The sequence below is a fragment of the Micromonospora chalcea genome (genome assembly GCF_028768405.1).
Lineage (GTDB): Bacteria > Actinomycetota > Actinomycetes > Mycobacteriales > Micromonosporaceae > Micromonospora > Micromonospora chalcea.
On the sequence record NZ_CP118233.1, the window covers coordinates 5,610,625 to 5,624,273 of the forward strand.

12 protein-coding genes are annotated in these 13,649 nt (G+C 71.9%); 5 read left to right on the forward strand and 7 right to left on the reverse strand.

Features of this window, described 5'->3' with window-relative positions; all coding sequences use genetic code 11:
• Nucleotides 1-5: 5 nt before the first annotated feature.
• From PVK74_RS25370 to PVK74_RS25385, 4 genes are all read right to left on the reverse strand, one after another.
• Nucleotides 6-2,060, reverse strand: coding sequence for an ABC transporter ATP-binding protein (locus PVK74_RS25370; RefSeq protein ID WP_393097957.1), 2,055 nt, complete (start codon nucleotides 2,058-2,060; stop codon nucleotides 6-8).
• Entirely contained in the window at nucleotides 2,057-3,790 is a 1,734-nt protein-coding gene (locus PVK74_RS25375; protein ID WP_030501234.1) for an ABC transporter ATP-binding protein, read from the reverse strand. The genes PVK74_RS25370 and PVK74_RS25375 overlap by 4 nt, the downstream gene beginning before the upstream one ends.
• Nucleotides 3,784-4,305 carry a MarR family winged helix-turn-helix transcriptional regulator gene (locus PVK74_RS25380; RefSeq protein WP_043330646.1) on the reverse strand — a complete coding sequence of 174 codons (522 nt, stop codon included), beginning with the start codon at nucleotides 4,303-4,305 and terminating at the stop codon, nucleotides 3,784-3,786. Before PVK74_RS25380 ends, PVK74_RS25375 begins: the two co-directional genes overlap by 7 nt.
• Before the next feature lie 61 nt (nucleotides 4,306-4,366).
• The gene (locus tag PVK74_RS25385) at nucleotides 4,367-4,882 is read right to left on the reverse strand and encodes a MarR family winged helix-turn-helix transcriptional regulator (RefSeq protein WP_043326705.1); all 516 of its coding nucleotides are present in this window, start codon (nucleotides 4,880-4,882) and stop codon (nucleotides 4,367-4,369) included.
• 54 nt (nucleotides 4,883-4,936) lie between these two features.
• Here PVK74_RS25385 and PVK74_RS25390 point away from each other — a divergent pair, with 54 nt between their 5' ends.
• On the forward strand, nucleotides 4,937-6,559 hold the full coding sequence (locus PVK74_RS25390) for an MFS transporter (RefSeq protein ID WP_113972047.1): 1,623 nt from the start codon (nucleotides 4,937-4,939) through the stop codon (nucleotides 6,557-6,559).
• Nucleotides 6,560-6,612: 53 nt separating this feature from the next.
• Here the strand turns inward: PVK74_RS25390 and PVK74_RS25395 are convergent, their stop codons facing one another.
• Nucleotides 6,613-7,056: a DoxX family protein gene (locus tag PVK74_RS25395; RefSeq protein WP_274477398.1), complete on the reverse strand. Its 444-nt coding sequence runs from the start codon at nucleotides 7,054-7,056 to the stop codon at nucleotides 6,613-6,615.
• 84 nt (nucleotides 7,057-7,140) lie between these two features.
• Between PVK74_RS25395 and PVK74_RS25400 the strand changes: the two genes are divergently transcribed.
• On the forward strand, nucleotides 7,141-7,680 hold the full coding sequence (locus tag PVK74_RS25400) for a TetR/AcrR family transcriptional regulator (protein ID WP_043326698.1): 540 nt from the start codon (nucleotides 7,141-7,143) through the stop codon (nucleotides 7,678-7,680).
• Between the two features lie 13 nt (nucleotides 7,681-7,693).
• Here PVK74_RS25400 and PVK74_RS25405 read toward each other — a convergent pair whose 3' ends face one another.
• Both PVK74_RS25405 and PVK74_RS25410 read right to left on the reverse strand, forming a co-directional pair.
• Nucleotides 7,694-9,133, reverse strand: coding sequence for a GuaB1 family IMP dehydrogenase-related protein (locus PVK74_RS25405; RefSeq protein WP_043326696.1), 1,440 nt, complete (start codon nucleotides 9,131-9,133; stop codon nucleotides 7,694-7,696).
• A 125-nt stretch (nucleotides 9,134-9,258) separates the two neighbouring features.
• Nucleotides 9,259-11,010, reverse strand: a complete 1,752-nt coding sequence (locus PVK74_RS25410) for an acetyl/propionyl/methylcrotonyl-CoA carboxylase subunit alpha (RefSeq protein ID WP_069087149.1) — start codon at nucleotides 11,008-11,010, stop codon at nucleotides 9,259-9,261.
• A 132-nt stretch (nucleotides 11,011-11,142) separates the two neighbouring features.
• On the opposite strand from PVK74_RS25410, the gene PVK74_RS25415 reads away from it, so the two are divergent.
• The 3 genes from PVK74_RS25415 (at nucleotide 11,143) to PVK74_RS25425 (ending at nucleotide 13,593) form a co-directional block, all read left to right on the forward strand.
• The gene (locus tag PVK74_RS25415) at nucleotides 11,143-11,733 is read left to right on the forward strand and encodes a PadR family transcriptional regulator (protein WP_043326691.1); all 591 of its coding nucleotides are present in this window, start codon (nucleotides 11,143-11,145) and stop codon (nucleotides 11,731-11,733) included.
• Nucleotides 11,734-11,860: 127 nt separating this feature from the next.
• Nucleotides 11,861-12,820: a daunorubicin resistance protein DrrA family ABC transporter ATP-binding protein gene (locus PVK74_RS25420; RefSeq protein WP_043326688.1), complete on the forward strand. Its 960-nt coding sequence runs from the start codon at nucleotides 11,861-11,863 to the stop codon at nucleotides 12,818-12,820.
• Between the two features lie 17 nt (nucleotides 12,821-12,837).
• On the forward strand, nucleotides 12,838-13,593 hold the full coding sequence (locus tag PVK74_RS25425; RefSeq protein ID WP_013284036.1) for an ABC transporter permease: 756 nt from the start codon (nucleotides 12,838-12,840) through the stop codon (nucleotides 13,591-13,593).
• The last annotated feature ends 56 nt before the right edge of the window (nucleotides 13,594-13,649 follow it).

A 13,649-nucleotide genomic window follows, 5' to 3' on the forward strand; every position in this document is an offset into this window, starting at 1 on the left:
CCACGTCAGTTCCCGACCGGCGTGCCGGCGCCGGCACGCATTCCGTTCGGCGGGCCGGCCGGTGCCGGCGCCGGAACCTCGTCGGTGATCACCGCGCCGGTGAACTGCGCCCGGTAGAGCCGGGCGTACGCGCCACCGGCGGCGACGAGCTGCTCGTGGGTGCCCTGCTCCACGATCCGGCCCTGCTCCATCATCAGGATCAGGTCGGCGTCGCGGATGGTGGAGAGCCGGTGCGCGATGACGAAGCTCGTCCGGTCCGAGCGCAGCGCCGCCATGGCGCGCTGGAGCAGCACCTCGGTGCGGGTGTCCACCGAGCTTGTCGCCTCGTCCAGGATCAGCAGCGACGGCTCGGCCAGGAACGCGCGGGCGATGGTGATGAGCTGCTTCTCGCCGGCGCTGACGTTGCTGCCCTCCTCGTCGATCACGGTGTCGTAGCCGTCCGGCAGGCTGCGGACGAACCGGTCCACGAACGTGGCCCGCGCGGCGGCGAGGATCTCCTCCTCGGTGGCGTCCGGGCGGCCGTAGGCGATGTTGTCCCGGATGGTGCCGCCGAACAGCCAGGTGTCCTGCAGCACCATGCCGATCCGGCCGCGCAGGTCGTCGCGGCGCATCGTGGAGATGTCCACCCCGTCCAGCGTGATCCGGCCGGCGTCCAGCTCGTAGAACCGCATGACCAGGTTGACCAGCGTGGTCTTGCCCGCGCCGGTGGGACCGACGATGGCGACCGTGTGGCCCGGCTCGGCGACCAGGGACAGGTCGTCGATGAGCGGCTTCTCCGGGTCGTACCGGAAGGAGACGTGCTCGAACTCGACCCGCCCGTGCGGGTCGGCGATCCGGGCCGGCTCGGCCGGGTCGGGGCTCTGCTCGTCGGCGTCGAGCACGGCGAAGACCCGCTCGGCCGAGGCCACGCCGGACTGCAGCAGGTTGGCCATCGAGGCGACCTGGGTGAGTGGCTGGGTGAACTGCCGCGAGTACTGGATGAACGCCTGCACGTCACCGAGGCTCATCGAGCCCGACGCCACCCGCAGCCCGCCGACCACCGCGATCGCGACGTAGCTGAGGTTCCCGATGAAGAACATCGCCGGCATGATGATGCCGGAGACGAACTGCGCGCCGAAGCTGGCCCGGAACAACTCCTCGTTCTTGGTGTGGAAGGCGGCCTCGACCTCCTTCTGCCGGCCGAAGACCTTGACCAGCTCGTGCCCGGTGTACGCCTCCTCGATCTGGCCGTTCAGCTCGCCGGTGTGCTTCCACTGCGCGATGAACTTGCCCTGGGACCGCTTCGCGATCTGGCCGGTGACCACCACCGACAGCGGCACCGCGACCAGCGCGACCAGCGCCAGCAACGGCGAGATCCAGAACATCATCCCGAGTACGCCGACGACTGTGAGCAGCGACGTGAGCAACTGGCTCAGCGTCTGCTGCAGCGTCTGCGACACGTTGTCGATGTCGTTCGTGACCCGGCTCAGCAGCTCACCCCGGGGCTGCTTGTCGAAGTACGGCAGCGGCAGCCGGTTGAGCTTGTCCTCCACGTCGGCGCGCAGCTTGAGCACGGTGCGCTGCACCACCCCGTTGAGCACCCAGCCCTGCGCCCACTGCAGGATGCTCGCGCCGATGTAGAGCACCACCGCGAACGCCAGCACCCGGCCCAGCGCGTCGAAGTCGATGCCGGCGCCGGGGATGACGTCCATCCGTGCCAGCATGTCGGCGAAGTTGCCGTTGCCCTCGGCGCGGGCCGCCTCCGCCGCCGCCTCGGTGGTGGTGCCGGGCGGGAGCTGCCGCCCGATCACCCCGCTGAAGATGATGTCGGTGGCGTGGCCGAGCACCTTCGGTCCGACGACGCTGAGCCCGACGCTGCCCAGGGCCAGCGCGAGCACGCCGGTGAGCTGGAGCCGGTACGGCCGCAGCCGCCCCAGCAGGCGGCGCGCCGACGGCCCGAAGTTCATCGCCTTCTCGGCCGGCATGCCCATGTTCATGTGCGGCGGTCCACCGGCGGGCCGGCGTCCGGCCGGAGGCAGCCGCTTCGGTTCGTTCTTCTGCTGCGGAACCGGCGCGCTCACGCGGCCACCTCCGCCGTCTGCTGCGACGCCACGATCTCGGCGTACGTGGGGCAGCTCTCCAGCAGTTCCTCATGTCGTCCCATCCCGACGACACCCCCGTCCTCGAGCACGATGATCTGGTCGGCGTCGACGATCGTGGAGACCCGCTGGGCCACGATCACCACCGCCGCGTCCGCGGTGACCGGCTTGAGGGCGGCCCGCAGCCGGGCGTCCGTGCCGAGGTCGAGCGCGGAGAAGGAGTCGTCGAAGAGATAGATCTCCGGTTTGCGTACGAGCGCACGGGCGATCGCCAGCCGTTGCCGCTGGCCACCGGAGACGTTCGTGCCGCCCTGCGCGATCGGCGCGTCCAGTCCGCCCGCCATCTCGGCGACGAAGTCACGCGCCTGGGCGATCTCCAGTGCGGCCCACAGGTCGGCGTCGGTGGCGTCCGGGTTGCCGTACCGCAGGTTGCTGGCGACGGTGCCGCTGAACAGGTACGGCCGCTGGGGTACCAGCCCGATCCGCCGCCACAGCTCCTCCGGGGCGAGTTCCCGGACGTCCACGCCGTCGACCAGGACGGCGCCGGCGGTCGGGTCGACGAGCCGGGGGATCAGGGTCAGCAGCGTCGTCTTGCCGGCGCCGGTGGAGCCGATGATCGCGGTGGTGCGGCCCGGTTCGGCGCGGAACGAGATGTCGTGCAGCACCGGCGCGCTCGCCCCCGGGTACTGGAATCCGGCGCCGCGCAGCTCCAGCTCGCCGTGGCCGGTGACCTCGGTGACCGGGTCGGGCGCCGGCACCACCGACGAGTCGGTGTCCAGCACCTCCTCGATGCGTTCGGCGCAGACCGCGGCCCGGGGCACCATCATCAGCATGAAGGTGGCCATCATGACCGCCATCAGGATCTGCATCAGGTACTGCAGGAACGCGGTCAGCGCGCCGACCTGGATCTGGCCGGAGTCGACGCGCGCCGCGCCGAACCAGAGCACCGCGACGCTGGAGACGTTCAGGACCAGCATCACGATCGGGAAGATCAGCGCCTGGAGCCGTCCGATCCGCAGCGCGGTGGCGGTCAGGTCGGTGTTCGCCGCCCGGAACCGGTCGGTCTCGTACGGCTCCCGGACGAAGGCCCGGACCACCCGGATGCCGGTGATCTGCTCGCGCATCACCCGGTTGACGGTGTCGATCCGGGTCTGCATGAGCCGGAAGCCCGGCACCATCCGGCGGATGATCAGGCCCAGCGCGACGGCGAGCACCGGTACGCAGACCAGCATCAGCCAGGAGAGCCCGACGTCCTCGCGCAGCGCCATCACCACGCCGCCGACGCTCATGATCGGCGCGGCGACCAGCATGGTGCAGCTCAGCAGCACCAGCATCTGCACCTGCTGGACGTCGTTGGTGTTGCGGGTGATCAGGGACGGCGCGCCGAACCGGGCCACCTCGCGGGCGGAGAAGCTGTTCACCCGCCGGAAGATGGCGCCCCGCACGTCGCGGCCGAAGCCCATCGCGGTCTTCGCCCCGAAGTAGACGGCGGCGATCGAGCAGGCGATCTGGAGCAGGCTGACCAGCAGCATCCAGCCGCCCGTACGCAGGATCTGGTCGGTGTCGCCGACGGCGACGCCGCGGTCGATGATGTCGGCGTTGAGGCTGGGCAGGTAGAGCGAGGCGATGGTGCCGACGAACTGGAACGCCACCACGGCGACCAGCCATCGTCGGTACGGGCGTAGATGTGTGCGGAGCAGGCGGATCAACACGGATGGCTCCCCGTTGGCGGCTCGGTGTCGGACTCGCTGTCCCGGTTCAACCGACGGAGGTCTCCGTCGGACATGCCGGTGATGATTTCGATCAGGAACTCGCGGATGACCGCCCGCTTGTCCGGGTCGGCGTCGACGGACGTCAGTGGCCGGTCGCTGTGGATCATGTCGATGATGGTGCGGGCGTGCTCGCCGCCCTTGTCGGTGAGGGCGAGCCGGACGGTGCGGCGGTCCTCGGGCGCGCGGCGCCTGGTGACGAAGCCGTCGCGTTCGAGGGTGTCCACGATGCCGGTGAGCGTGGCGGGCCGGACGAAGCACAGCTCGGCCATTTCCCGGTGGCTCACGTCGCCGGATCGGAGGAGGATCATCAGGACCCGCATGCCGGCGGACGTGAGCCCGTGGTGTTCGGCGAGGTAACGCCCCCAGTGCTGCTCGACGACGTGGCCGGCGATGGAGACCAGCCGGCCGAGTGGCGCGTGGTGCAGGGCGTCGGGGAAGCGGACGAGCGGGCCCATGTTCACGAGCGTCAGATTAGCTCCCGAACCATCAGGGCCCAAACTATTTCTGAGAATCTCCTCAGCCGCGGTCGGCGCGGGCGCGCGGAGGCTCGTCCGGGGCGGTGGCGACGTACTCGCGCATCACCTCGGTGACCTCGCGCAGGAACGCCGTGGTGGCCTCGGCCTGCTCGGGGGTGAGCCGGGAGACCGCCCGGTCGACGCCGACGAGCATCGGGCGCAGCGCCTCCAGCACCTCACCCACGCCGCTCTCGGTCACCTGGAGGCTGAGCCGACGCCGGTCGTGCGGGTGCGGGGCCCGGGCGACGTGACCGGCCTGCACCAGCCGGTCCACGAGCGTGGTCGCCGAGGCGGACCGGATGCCGAGCCGGTTGCCCAGTTCGACCGGGCCCAGTGGCTCCGGGCTGGAGATCAGGTGATGGATCGCGGCGGCGTCGGTCGCGTTGAGGCCCAGGCGGCGGGCCAGCGCGGCCCGGGTGTCACCGGCGATCCGCAGCACCTCGCGCAGCGCCCGGGAGGTCTCGCTGCTCGGCGGCGGACCCGGTGCAGGCTCCCCGGTTGACGGCACCCCCTCCATGGGATAAAGCTAGCACTTCGGGTAGCTAGAAAATCTAGCTAAAGGGAGGGCACCATGCGCGGCGACGGGCGCGGACGCTGGTTCGGGCTGCTGGCCATCAGCCTCGGCGTAGCGATGATCATCGTGGACGCCACCATCGTGAACGTCGCGGTGCCGCAGATCATCCGGGACCTCGACATCACCTCCACCGACGCGCAGTGGGTGCAGGAGGCGTACACCCTGGTCTTCGCCGCGTTGCTGCTGGTCGCCGGCCGCTTCGCCGACCGGTCCGGACGGCGGCGGATGTTTCTCGTCGGCGTCACAGTGTTCGTGGTCGCCAGCGTCCTCGCCGCGCTCGCCGGCTCCGGCGAGACGCTCATCGCCGCCCGGGTGCTCCAGGGCGTCGGCGGGGCGATGATGCTGCCCACCTCGCTCTCCCTGCTCAACGCCAACTTCACCGGCCGGGAGAAGGGCATCGCGTTCGCCGTCTGGGGCTCCACCATCGGTGGCGCAGCAGCGCTCGGGCCGCTGCTCGGCGGCTGGCTCACCACCACGTACTCCTGGCGGTGGGCCTTCGGCATCAACGTCCCGGTCAGCCTCGCCGTGATCGTGGCGACGCTCGTGCTGGTGGCCGAGTCCCGCGACGACCGGGCCGAACGCGGCCTGGACCTCACCGGCGCGCTGCTCTCCGTGATCGGCATGACCGGCGTGGTCTTCGCGCTGATCGAGGGCCGCACCTACGGCTGGTGGGAGCGGGAACGGCCGTTCAGCCTCTTCGGGCTGGAGTGGACCGCGTCGATCTCACCGGTGCCGGTGGCCGCGCTCCTCGGGCTCGCCGCGCTCGGGCTCTTCCTGACCCAGCAGGTACGCCGCAACCGGGCCGGCCGTCCGGCGCTGCTCGACCTGTCGCTGTTCGGCATCGGCTCGTTCCGCAACGGCATCCTGGCCGCCGCGATCGTCAGCCTGGGCGAGTTCGGCCTGCTGTTCGCGCTGCCGCTGTGGTTCCAGAACGTGCTCGGCTACAGCGCCTTCCGGACCGGCCTGGCGCTGCTGCCGCTCGCCGTCGGCAGCTTCCTGGCCAGCGGCATCGGTGCGCCGCTGACCCAGCGCTGGGGCGCGGCCCGGGTGGTCCAGCTCGGTGTCGCCGCCGAACTGGTCGGCGTGGCCGGGCTCGGATTCGTGGTCGCGCCGGACACCAGCTGGTGGGCGCCGGTGGGCTTCCTGTTCGTCTACGGCGTCGGCGTCGGCCTGGCCACCGCCCAGCTCACCGGCGTCTCGCTGTCCGAGGTGCCGGTACGCCGCAGCGGCCAGGGCTCGGGCCTGCAGAGCACCGCCCGGCAGGTCGGCTCCGCGCTCGGCATCGCGGTGCTCGGCACCGTGCTCTTCGCCGGCCTCGGCGGGCTGCTCGGCGACCGCCTGGCCGACCAGCCCGGCCTCGACCCGGCCCAGCGGGACCAGGTGGTCAGCGCGGTCAAGGAGAGCGCCGGCGCGGCGATCGGCGGGCTGGAGGCGGACCCGCGTACCGCGCCGATCGCCGAGGAGGCGAAGGCGGCGTTCTCCGACGCCACCCGGTACGCGGCGTTCGCGGGCGCCGGCTTCCTGCTGATCGGTCTGGTCGCCTGCCTGCGCCTGCCGACAGTTCGCCACGGGGAGACCGGGGAGTCCCAGCCCGCCGAAGCGGAGCCGTCCCGGGCCTGAGCCGGGTTCCGCCGGTCGGCGTGGGCGGGCGGGGTCGCCGGGCCCGCGGCGGGTCATCCGCCGAGGGTCACCGCCAGCGCCGCGGCCACGAAGACGACCTGGAGCACGGTACGGACGCCGAGCGGCGTCACCGGGCGCCCGGCGAGCGTGAGGCGTCGCCGTGCGGCTGACACGTTGGCCGGGAACATGGCGAGCATCAGCAGTGCCAGCCCGGCCGCCGCCGGGCGCGCGGTGGCCGGGAACAGCAGCGCGAGCGCGCCGGCGAGTTCCAGCACGCCGGTCACTGTGACCAGCAGGTCCGGCCGGGGCAGCGACGGCGGGACCATCGCGATGAGGCCGGCGCGGCGGGACGCGAAGTGGGCCACGCCGGTCAGCACGAACATCAGCGCCAGCCCGACCCGCAGCGCGGGGTGCCACCCGTCCAGGGCGTCCACGCCGAGCAGGCCGGCGATCCGGGCCAGCGCGGTGCCGGCGAGCAGTGCGATCAGGGGTGCCATTGTCGATCCCTCCGACGAGCATCTTGTCGCTGACAAGATTGCGGCGATGGTGCCATCTTGTCAATGACAAGTTAGGGTGACTGCATGGCCTCGTACCACCACGGCGACCTCCGCCGCGTCCTGCTGAGCACCGCCGCCGAGGCGATCGCCGAGTCCGGACCGGCCGCGCTGAGCCTGCGTGAGCTGGCTCGGCGCGCCGGGGTCTCGCACGCCGCGCCGGCGCACCACTTCGGTGACAAGGCCGGGCTGCTCACCGCGTTCGCCACCCAGGGCTTCGAACTGCTCGCCGACGCGTTGCGGCAGGCCGGGGACGACCTGCTCGACACCGGCGTGGCCTACGTCGGGTTCGCGGTGCGGCACCGGGCGCACTTCGACGTCATGTTCCGGCCCGAGCTGTACCGGGCCGACGACCCGGAGCTGGTCGCCGCCCGCGCCCGCTCCGGCGACGTGCTGCGCGAGGGGGTGGCCCGGCACACCGGGCGGGAGCCGGACGCCGACGCGCTCGCCGCCTGGTCGATCGTGCACGGCTTCGCCACGCTCTGGCTCTCCGGCGCGCTGCCGCCACGGGTGGGCGACGACCCGGAGGCTGCCGCCCGTACCGTGATCAGGCGGTTGTTCGACTGAGCGGGACCGAACATCACCAGCTCGTCGGCAGCGGCATCCCCTCGGTGTAGCCGGCGGCGCTCTGCACACCGACGAGCGCCCGCTCGTGGAACTCCTCCAGGCTGCGCGCGCCCGCGTACGTGAACGCGCTGCGCACCCCCGAGATGATCTCGTCGATGAGGTCCTCGACGCCGGGCCGGTTCGGGTCCAGGTACATCCGGGCCGAGGAGATGCCCTCCTCGAAGATCGCCTTCCGGGCCCTGTCGAACGCGCTGTCCTCGGCCGTACGGGCGCTCACCGCACGCGAGGACGCCATGCCGAAGCTCTCCTTGTAGCGCCGCCCGTCGGCGTCGGTGTAGAGGTCGCCGGGGGACTCGTAGGTGCCGGCGAACCAGGAGCCGATCATCACGTTCGACGCGCCCGCGGCCAGCGCCAGCGCCACGTCGCGCGGGTGGCGTACGCCGCCGTCGGCCCACACGTGCCGCCCCAGCGAGCGGGCCGCCGCGGCGCAGTCGAGCACCGCGGAGAACTGCGGACGGCCCACGCCGGTCATCATCCGGGTGGTGCACATCGCGCCCGGCCCGACACCCACCTTCACGATGTCCGCACCGGCGTCGACCAGGTCGCGTACGCCATCAGCGGTGACCACGTTCCCCGCCGCCACCGGCACCGGCGGGTCCAGCCGGCGGACCGCCCGCAGCGCCTGGAGCATCCGCTCCTGGTGCCCGTGCGCGGTGTCCACGACGAGCGTGTCCACCCCGGCCTCCAGCAGCGCGGCGGCCTTGCCGGTGACGTCGCCGTTGATGCCCACCGCGGCGGCGATCCGCAACCGCCCCCGGTCGTCCACCGCGGGCTTGTACAGCGTGGCGCGCAGCGCGCCCTGCCGGGTCAGCACCCCGACCAGGCGGCCGTCGCCGTCCACCACCGGCGCGATCCGCCGCCGGCCCGCCGACAGCCGGTCGAATCCGGTACGCGGGTCCGCGTCCGCCGGCACGGTGTGCAGCTCGGTCGACATCACGTGCCGGAGCTGGGCGAAGCGGTCCACCCCGACGGTGTCCGCCTCGGTCACCACGCCCATCGGCCGGCCGTCCCCGTCGACCACCACCACCGCGCCGTGCGACCGCTTCGGCAGCAGGTGGATGGCGTCGCCGACGGTGTCGGTCGGGCCGAGGGCGATCGCCGTGTCGTGCACCAGGTGCCGCTGCTTGACCCAGCCCACCACGTCGGCGACGACCTCGATCGGGATGTCCTGCGGGATCACCGCCACCGCGCCGCGCCGGGCCACCGTCTCGGCCATCCGCCGGCCCGCGACGGCCGTCATGTTCGCCACCACGAGCGGGATCGTGGTGCCGGTCCCGTCGGTGGTGGCCAGGTCGACGTCGAGCCGGGAGCCCACCTCGGACCGGTTGGGCGCCATGAAGACGTCGTTGTAGGTCAGGTCGTGCGCGGGGACCGCGCCGTGAAGGAACCGCACCCGGCCATCATTCCCGCCCCGGGCCGTGCCCGCCCCCGGTGGTGGCTCACACCACCCGGCCTCGCGCTGTTAAGAAGGGGCCCCTTCACTACCTCAGGCGTTAAGAAGGGGCCCTTCCTTACACCTCAGGCGATGGTGCAGATCGCGGCGCCGGACGTGATCACCGCGCCGACCTCGGCGGCGAGCCCGCTGACCGTGCCGGCCTTGTGCGCGTGCAGCGGCTGCTCCATCTTCATCGCCTCCAGCACCACGACCAGGTCGCCCTCGGCCACCTCGTCGCCGTCGGCGACCGCGATCTTCACGATCGTGCCCTGCATCGGCGAGGTGAGCGTGTCGCCGCTGACCGCGGCACCCGCCTTGCCTCCGCCGCCCCGGCGGGCCGGCTTCTTCGCGGCGGGCGCGGCTGCCGCCGTACCCGCGCCGAGCCCGGCGGGGAGGACGACCTCCAGCCGCTTGCCGCCCACCTCGACCACGACGGTCTCGCGCTCGGCCGGCTCGTCGGCGGCGCCGGCGGCGGCGGTGAACGCCGGTACGGTGTTGTCCCACTCGGTCTCGATCCACCGGGTGTGCACGGTGAACGGTTCGGCGGTGAACGCCTCGTCGCGGATCACCAGGCGGTGGAAGGGCAGCGCGGTGGCCATGCCGTCGACCACCATCTCGTCGAGCGCCCGGCGGGCCCGCTCCAGCGCCTCGGCGCGCGTCTCGCCGACGATGATCACCTTGGCGAGCAGCGAGTCGAAGTTGCCGCCGATCACGTCGCCGGCCGAGATGCCGGTGTCCACCCGCACGCCCGGCCCGGAGGGCAGGCGCAGCGCGGTGACGGTGCCCGGGGCGGGCAGGAAGTTGCGGCCCGGGTCCTCGCCGTTGATCCGGAACTCGATGGCGTGTCCGCGCGGCGTCGGGTCCTCGGTGAAGCGCAGCTTCTCCCCGTCGGCGATGCGGAACTGCTCGCGTACCAGGTCGATGCCGGCGGTCTCCTCGGTCACCGGGTGCTCGACCTGCAGCCGGGTGTTGACCTCCAGGAAGGAGATCGTGCCGTCCGCGCCGACCAGGTATTCCACGGTGCCGGCGCCGTGGTAGCCGGCCTCGCGGCAGATGGCCTTGGCGCTGTCGTGGATCTGGGCGCGCTGGGCGTCGGTGAGGAACGGCGCGGGCGCCTCCTCGACCAGCTTCTGGTGCCGGCGCTGCAACGAGCAGTCCCGGGTGCCCACCACGATCACGTTGCCGTGCTGGTCGGCCAGCACCTGCGCCTCGACGTGGCGCGGCTTGTCGAGGTAGCGCTCGACGAAGCACTCGCCCCGGCCGAACGCGGCGACCGCCTCGCGGGTGGCCGACTCGAACAGGTGCGGGATCTCCTCCATGGTGCGGGCGACCTTGAGGCCACGCCCGCCACCGCCGAAGGCGGCCTTGATGGCGACCGGCAGGCCGTGGTCGACGGCGAACGCCATCACCTCGTCCGCGTTGCCCACCGGGTCCGGGGTGCCGGGCACCAGCGGCGCGCCGGCCCGCTGCGCGATGTGCCGGGCGGTCACCTTGTCGCCGAGGTCGCGGATCGCCTGCGGGGTGGGGCCGATCCAGGTGAGCCCGGCGTCGATGACGGCTTGGGCGAAGTCGGCGTTCTCGGAGAGGAAGCCGTAGCCGGGGTGCACCGCGTCCGCGCCGGACCGGGCCGCGACGTCGATCAGCTTGTCGATGCGCAGGTAGCTGTCCGCGGCGGTGTCGCCGCCGAGCGCGTACGCCTCGTCGGCGAGCGTGGCGTGCAGGGCGTCCCGGTCGGAGTCCGCGTAGACGGCGACGCTCGCCAGGCCGGCGTCGCGACAGGCGCGAATGACGCGGACGGCGATCTCGCCGCGGTTGGCGATGAGAACCTTGCGCACCTTGAGGCTCCTCCCGGGAGGTCGTTGCCGGGAGTTTAGCGGCCTACCTGCGGAGCCTAACGATCGCTCAGTGTGGGATGCGGCACTGTAGTCAAATTTGCCTATTACGCTTGTCGGGTGTCGGCAACGAGGATGATGATTCTGGGCCTGGTCCGGTGGATGCAGCCGGTGCACGGCTACGACGTGCGCCGTGAGCTGCTGAGCTGGAGCGCGGACAAGTGGGCCAACGTGCAGCCCGGCTCGATCTACCACGCGCTGCGCAAACTCACCGACGAGGGCCTGCTGCGGACCGTCTCGGTCGAGCAGGTGGGCGCCCGCCCGGCCCGCACCACGTACGAGGTGACGGCGAAGGGGGAGGACGAGTTCGAGACGCTGCTGCGCGCGCAGTGGTGGCAGGTGCAGGAGCCGCCGGACCCGTTCGTGGCGGCGTTCTCCTTCCTGCCGGCGATGCCGCGCGAGGAGGCCGCGGCGGCGCTGCGCAACCGGGCGAACCTCCTTCGCGCCGGGGTCGAGTCGATGCGCGCCTCGCTCGACTCGGACTGGGTACGCACCCGCAAGCCGGTGCACGTCGGGTGGATGTTCGAGCTGTGGCTGGCCCGCGCCGAGGCGGAGACGGCGTGGTGCGAGCGGATCGCGGAGCGGATCGAGTCGGGAGTGTCGTACCTGCCGGATGGGATGGAGCGGGCCGAGGGCTGGTCGGGCTGGACCGACGGCTCCCGATGACACGACATAATCAACGTTGACCAAAGAAGCTATATCGCGTTAGCCTCGGTAGGAATCGCGGGGGATTCGTGCGTCCTCGCGGACGATCGGCGGCCGGTCAGGCCCGCCCGGACGACCAGGAGCAGAAATGATCGAGACCAGGGGGTTGCGGAAGTCGTACCGCTCCCGCGAGGGTCGCGAGACGAAGACCGTGGACGCCGTCCGCGGCGTCAACCTCGACGTCGCCGAGGGGGAGATCTTCGGCTTCCTCGGGCCCAACGGCGCCGGCAAGACCACCACGCTGCGGATGCTCGCCACGCTCATCGAGCCGGACGGCGGCGAGGCCACCGTGGCCGGCGCCGACCTGCGCAAGGACCCGGCCGAGGTGCGCCGCCGGATCGGGTACGTGGCCCAGGGCGGCAGCACCTGGGACGAGTCGAGCGCCCGCGAGGAGCTGGTGCTCCAGGCCCGCCTCTACGGCATCAGCAAGGCCGAGGCGCACCGACGCGCCGAGCGCGCGCTCGAAGCCTTCCAGCTCACCGAGTACGCCGACCGCAAGTGCAAGACCTACTCCGGCGGCCAGCGCCGGCGGGTCGAGATCGCGCTCGGCATCATCCACGAGCCGAAGATCGTCTTCCTGGACGAGCCGACCACCGGCCTCGACCCGCAGAGCCGCGCGCACATGTGGGACGAGATCCGCCGGCTGCGTACCGAGGGGATGACCGTCTTCATCACCACGCACTACCTGGACGAGGCGGACGCGCTCTGCGACCGCATCGCGATCATGGATCACGGCGAGATCGTCGCCGAGGGCACGCCGGCCGAGCTGAAGCGGGAGATCTCCGGCGAGGTGGTGATCGTCGGACTGGACGCCCCGAGCACCCCGCGCGCCGCCGAACTGCTCGACACCGAGGCGTACGTGAGCAAGCTGGAGACCGTCGACGAGGGCGGCCTGCGCCTCTACGTCGACGAGGGCGCCACCGCCATCCCGCAGGTGCTGCGCCGCCTCGACCACGCCGGGCTGGACCTGCGCTCGATCGAGCTGCATCGGCCCAGCCTCGACGACGTCTTCCTCACCAAGACCGGCCGCTCGCTGCGCGAGTCCTGAACCCCGGAGAAGCTGTCATGAAACTCGCCCGCGACACCTGGCTGATCTTCCAGCGCCAGACGCAACTGCTGCTGCGCAACCCGGTGTGGATCTTCGTCGGCGTCTTCCAGCCGGTGATGTACCTGCTCCTGTTCGCCCCGCTGCTCAAGCCCGCGCTGAACGCCCCGACGCAGGCCGCCGCGTACAAGATCTTCGTGCCCGGCCTGCTCGTGCTGCTGGCCATCTTCGGCGGCCTGTTCCAGGGCTTCGGCCTGATCGCCGAGTTGCGCGCCGGCGTCATCGAACGCTCCCGGGTCACCCCGGTCAGCCGGCTCGCGCTGCTGCTCGGCCGGTCCCTGCGTGACGTGGTCTCGCTCATCGCGCAGGCGATCATCATCACGCTGCTGGCGCTCGCGTTCGACCTGCGCGTCTTCATCGGCAACCTGCTCCTGGCGTACCTGATGCTCGCCCTCATCGCGCTGATGACCTCGGCCGTCTCCTACGGCATCGCGCTCAAGGTCAAGAGCGAGGACGCGCTCGCCCCGCTCATGAACACCGTCGCGCAGCCGGTCCTGCTGCTCTCCGGCATCCTGCTGCCGCTCACCTTCGCCCCCGGCTGGCTCCAGGGCGTGGCCAAGTGGAACCCGTTCTCCTGGGCGGTCGAGGGCACGCGCGCGCTGTTCAACGGCGACCTCGGCAACGACCGCGTCTGGCAGGGCCTCGGCATCATCGCGGTGCTCGCCGCCGCAGGCGTTTTCTGGGCCGCCCGCCAGTTCGCCCGCAGTGTCCGCTGACCAGGGGAGACGTACCTCTCAGGAGGCAGGGGGCACCGGCGCCACGCGCGTAGCGT

Coding starts and splice junctions, on each gene's coding strand:
- PVK74_RS25420 (WP_043326688.1), top strand. CDS start 11,861: ATGATCGAGACCAGGGGGTTGCGGAAGTCGTACCGCTCCCGCGAGGGT.
- PVK74_RS25395 (WP_274477398.1), bottom strand. CDS start 7,056: ATGGCACCCCTGATCGCACTGCTCGCCGGCACCGCGCTGGCCCGGATC.
- PVK74_RS25385 (WP_043326705.1), bottom strand. CDS start 4,882: ATGGAGGGGGTGCCGTCAACCGGGGAGCCTGCACCGGGTCCGCCGCCG.
- PVK74_RS25380 (WP_043330646.1), bottom strand. CDS start 4,305: ATGGGCCCGCTCGTCCGCTTCCCCGACGCCCTGCACCACGCGCCACTC.
- PVK74_RS25400 (WP_043326698.1), top strand. CDS start 7,141: ATGGCCTCGTACCACCACGGCGACCTCCGCCGCGTCCTGCTGAGCACC.
- PVK74_RS25415 (WP_043326691.1), top strand. CDS start 11,143: ATGATGATTCTGGGCCTGGTCCGGTGGATGCAGCCGGTGCACGGCTAC.
- PVK74_RS25425 (WP_013284036.1), top strand. CDS start 12,838: ATGAAACTCGCCCGCGACACCTGGCTGATCTTCCAGCGCCAGACGCAA.
- PVK74_RS25390 (WP_113972047.1), top strand. CDS start 4,937: ATGCGCGGCGACGGGCGCGGACGCTGGTTCGGGCTGCTGGCCATCAGC.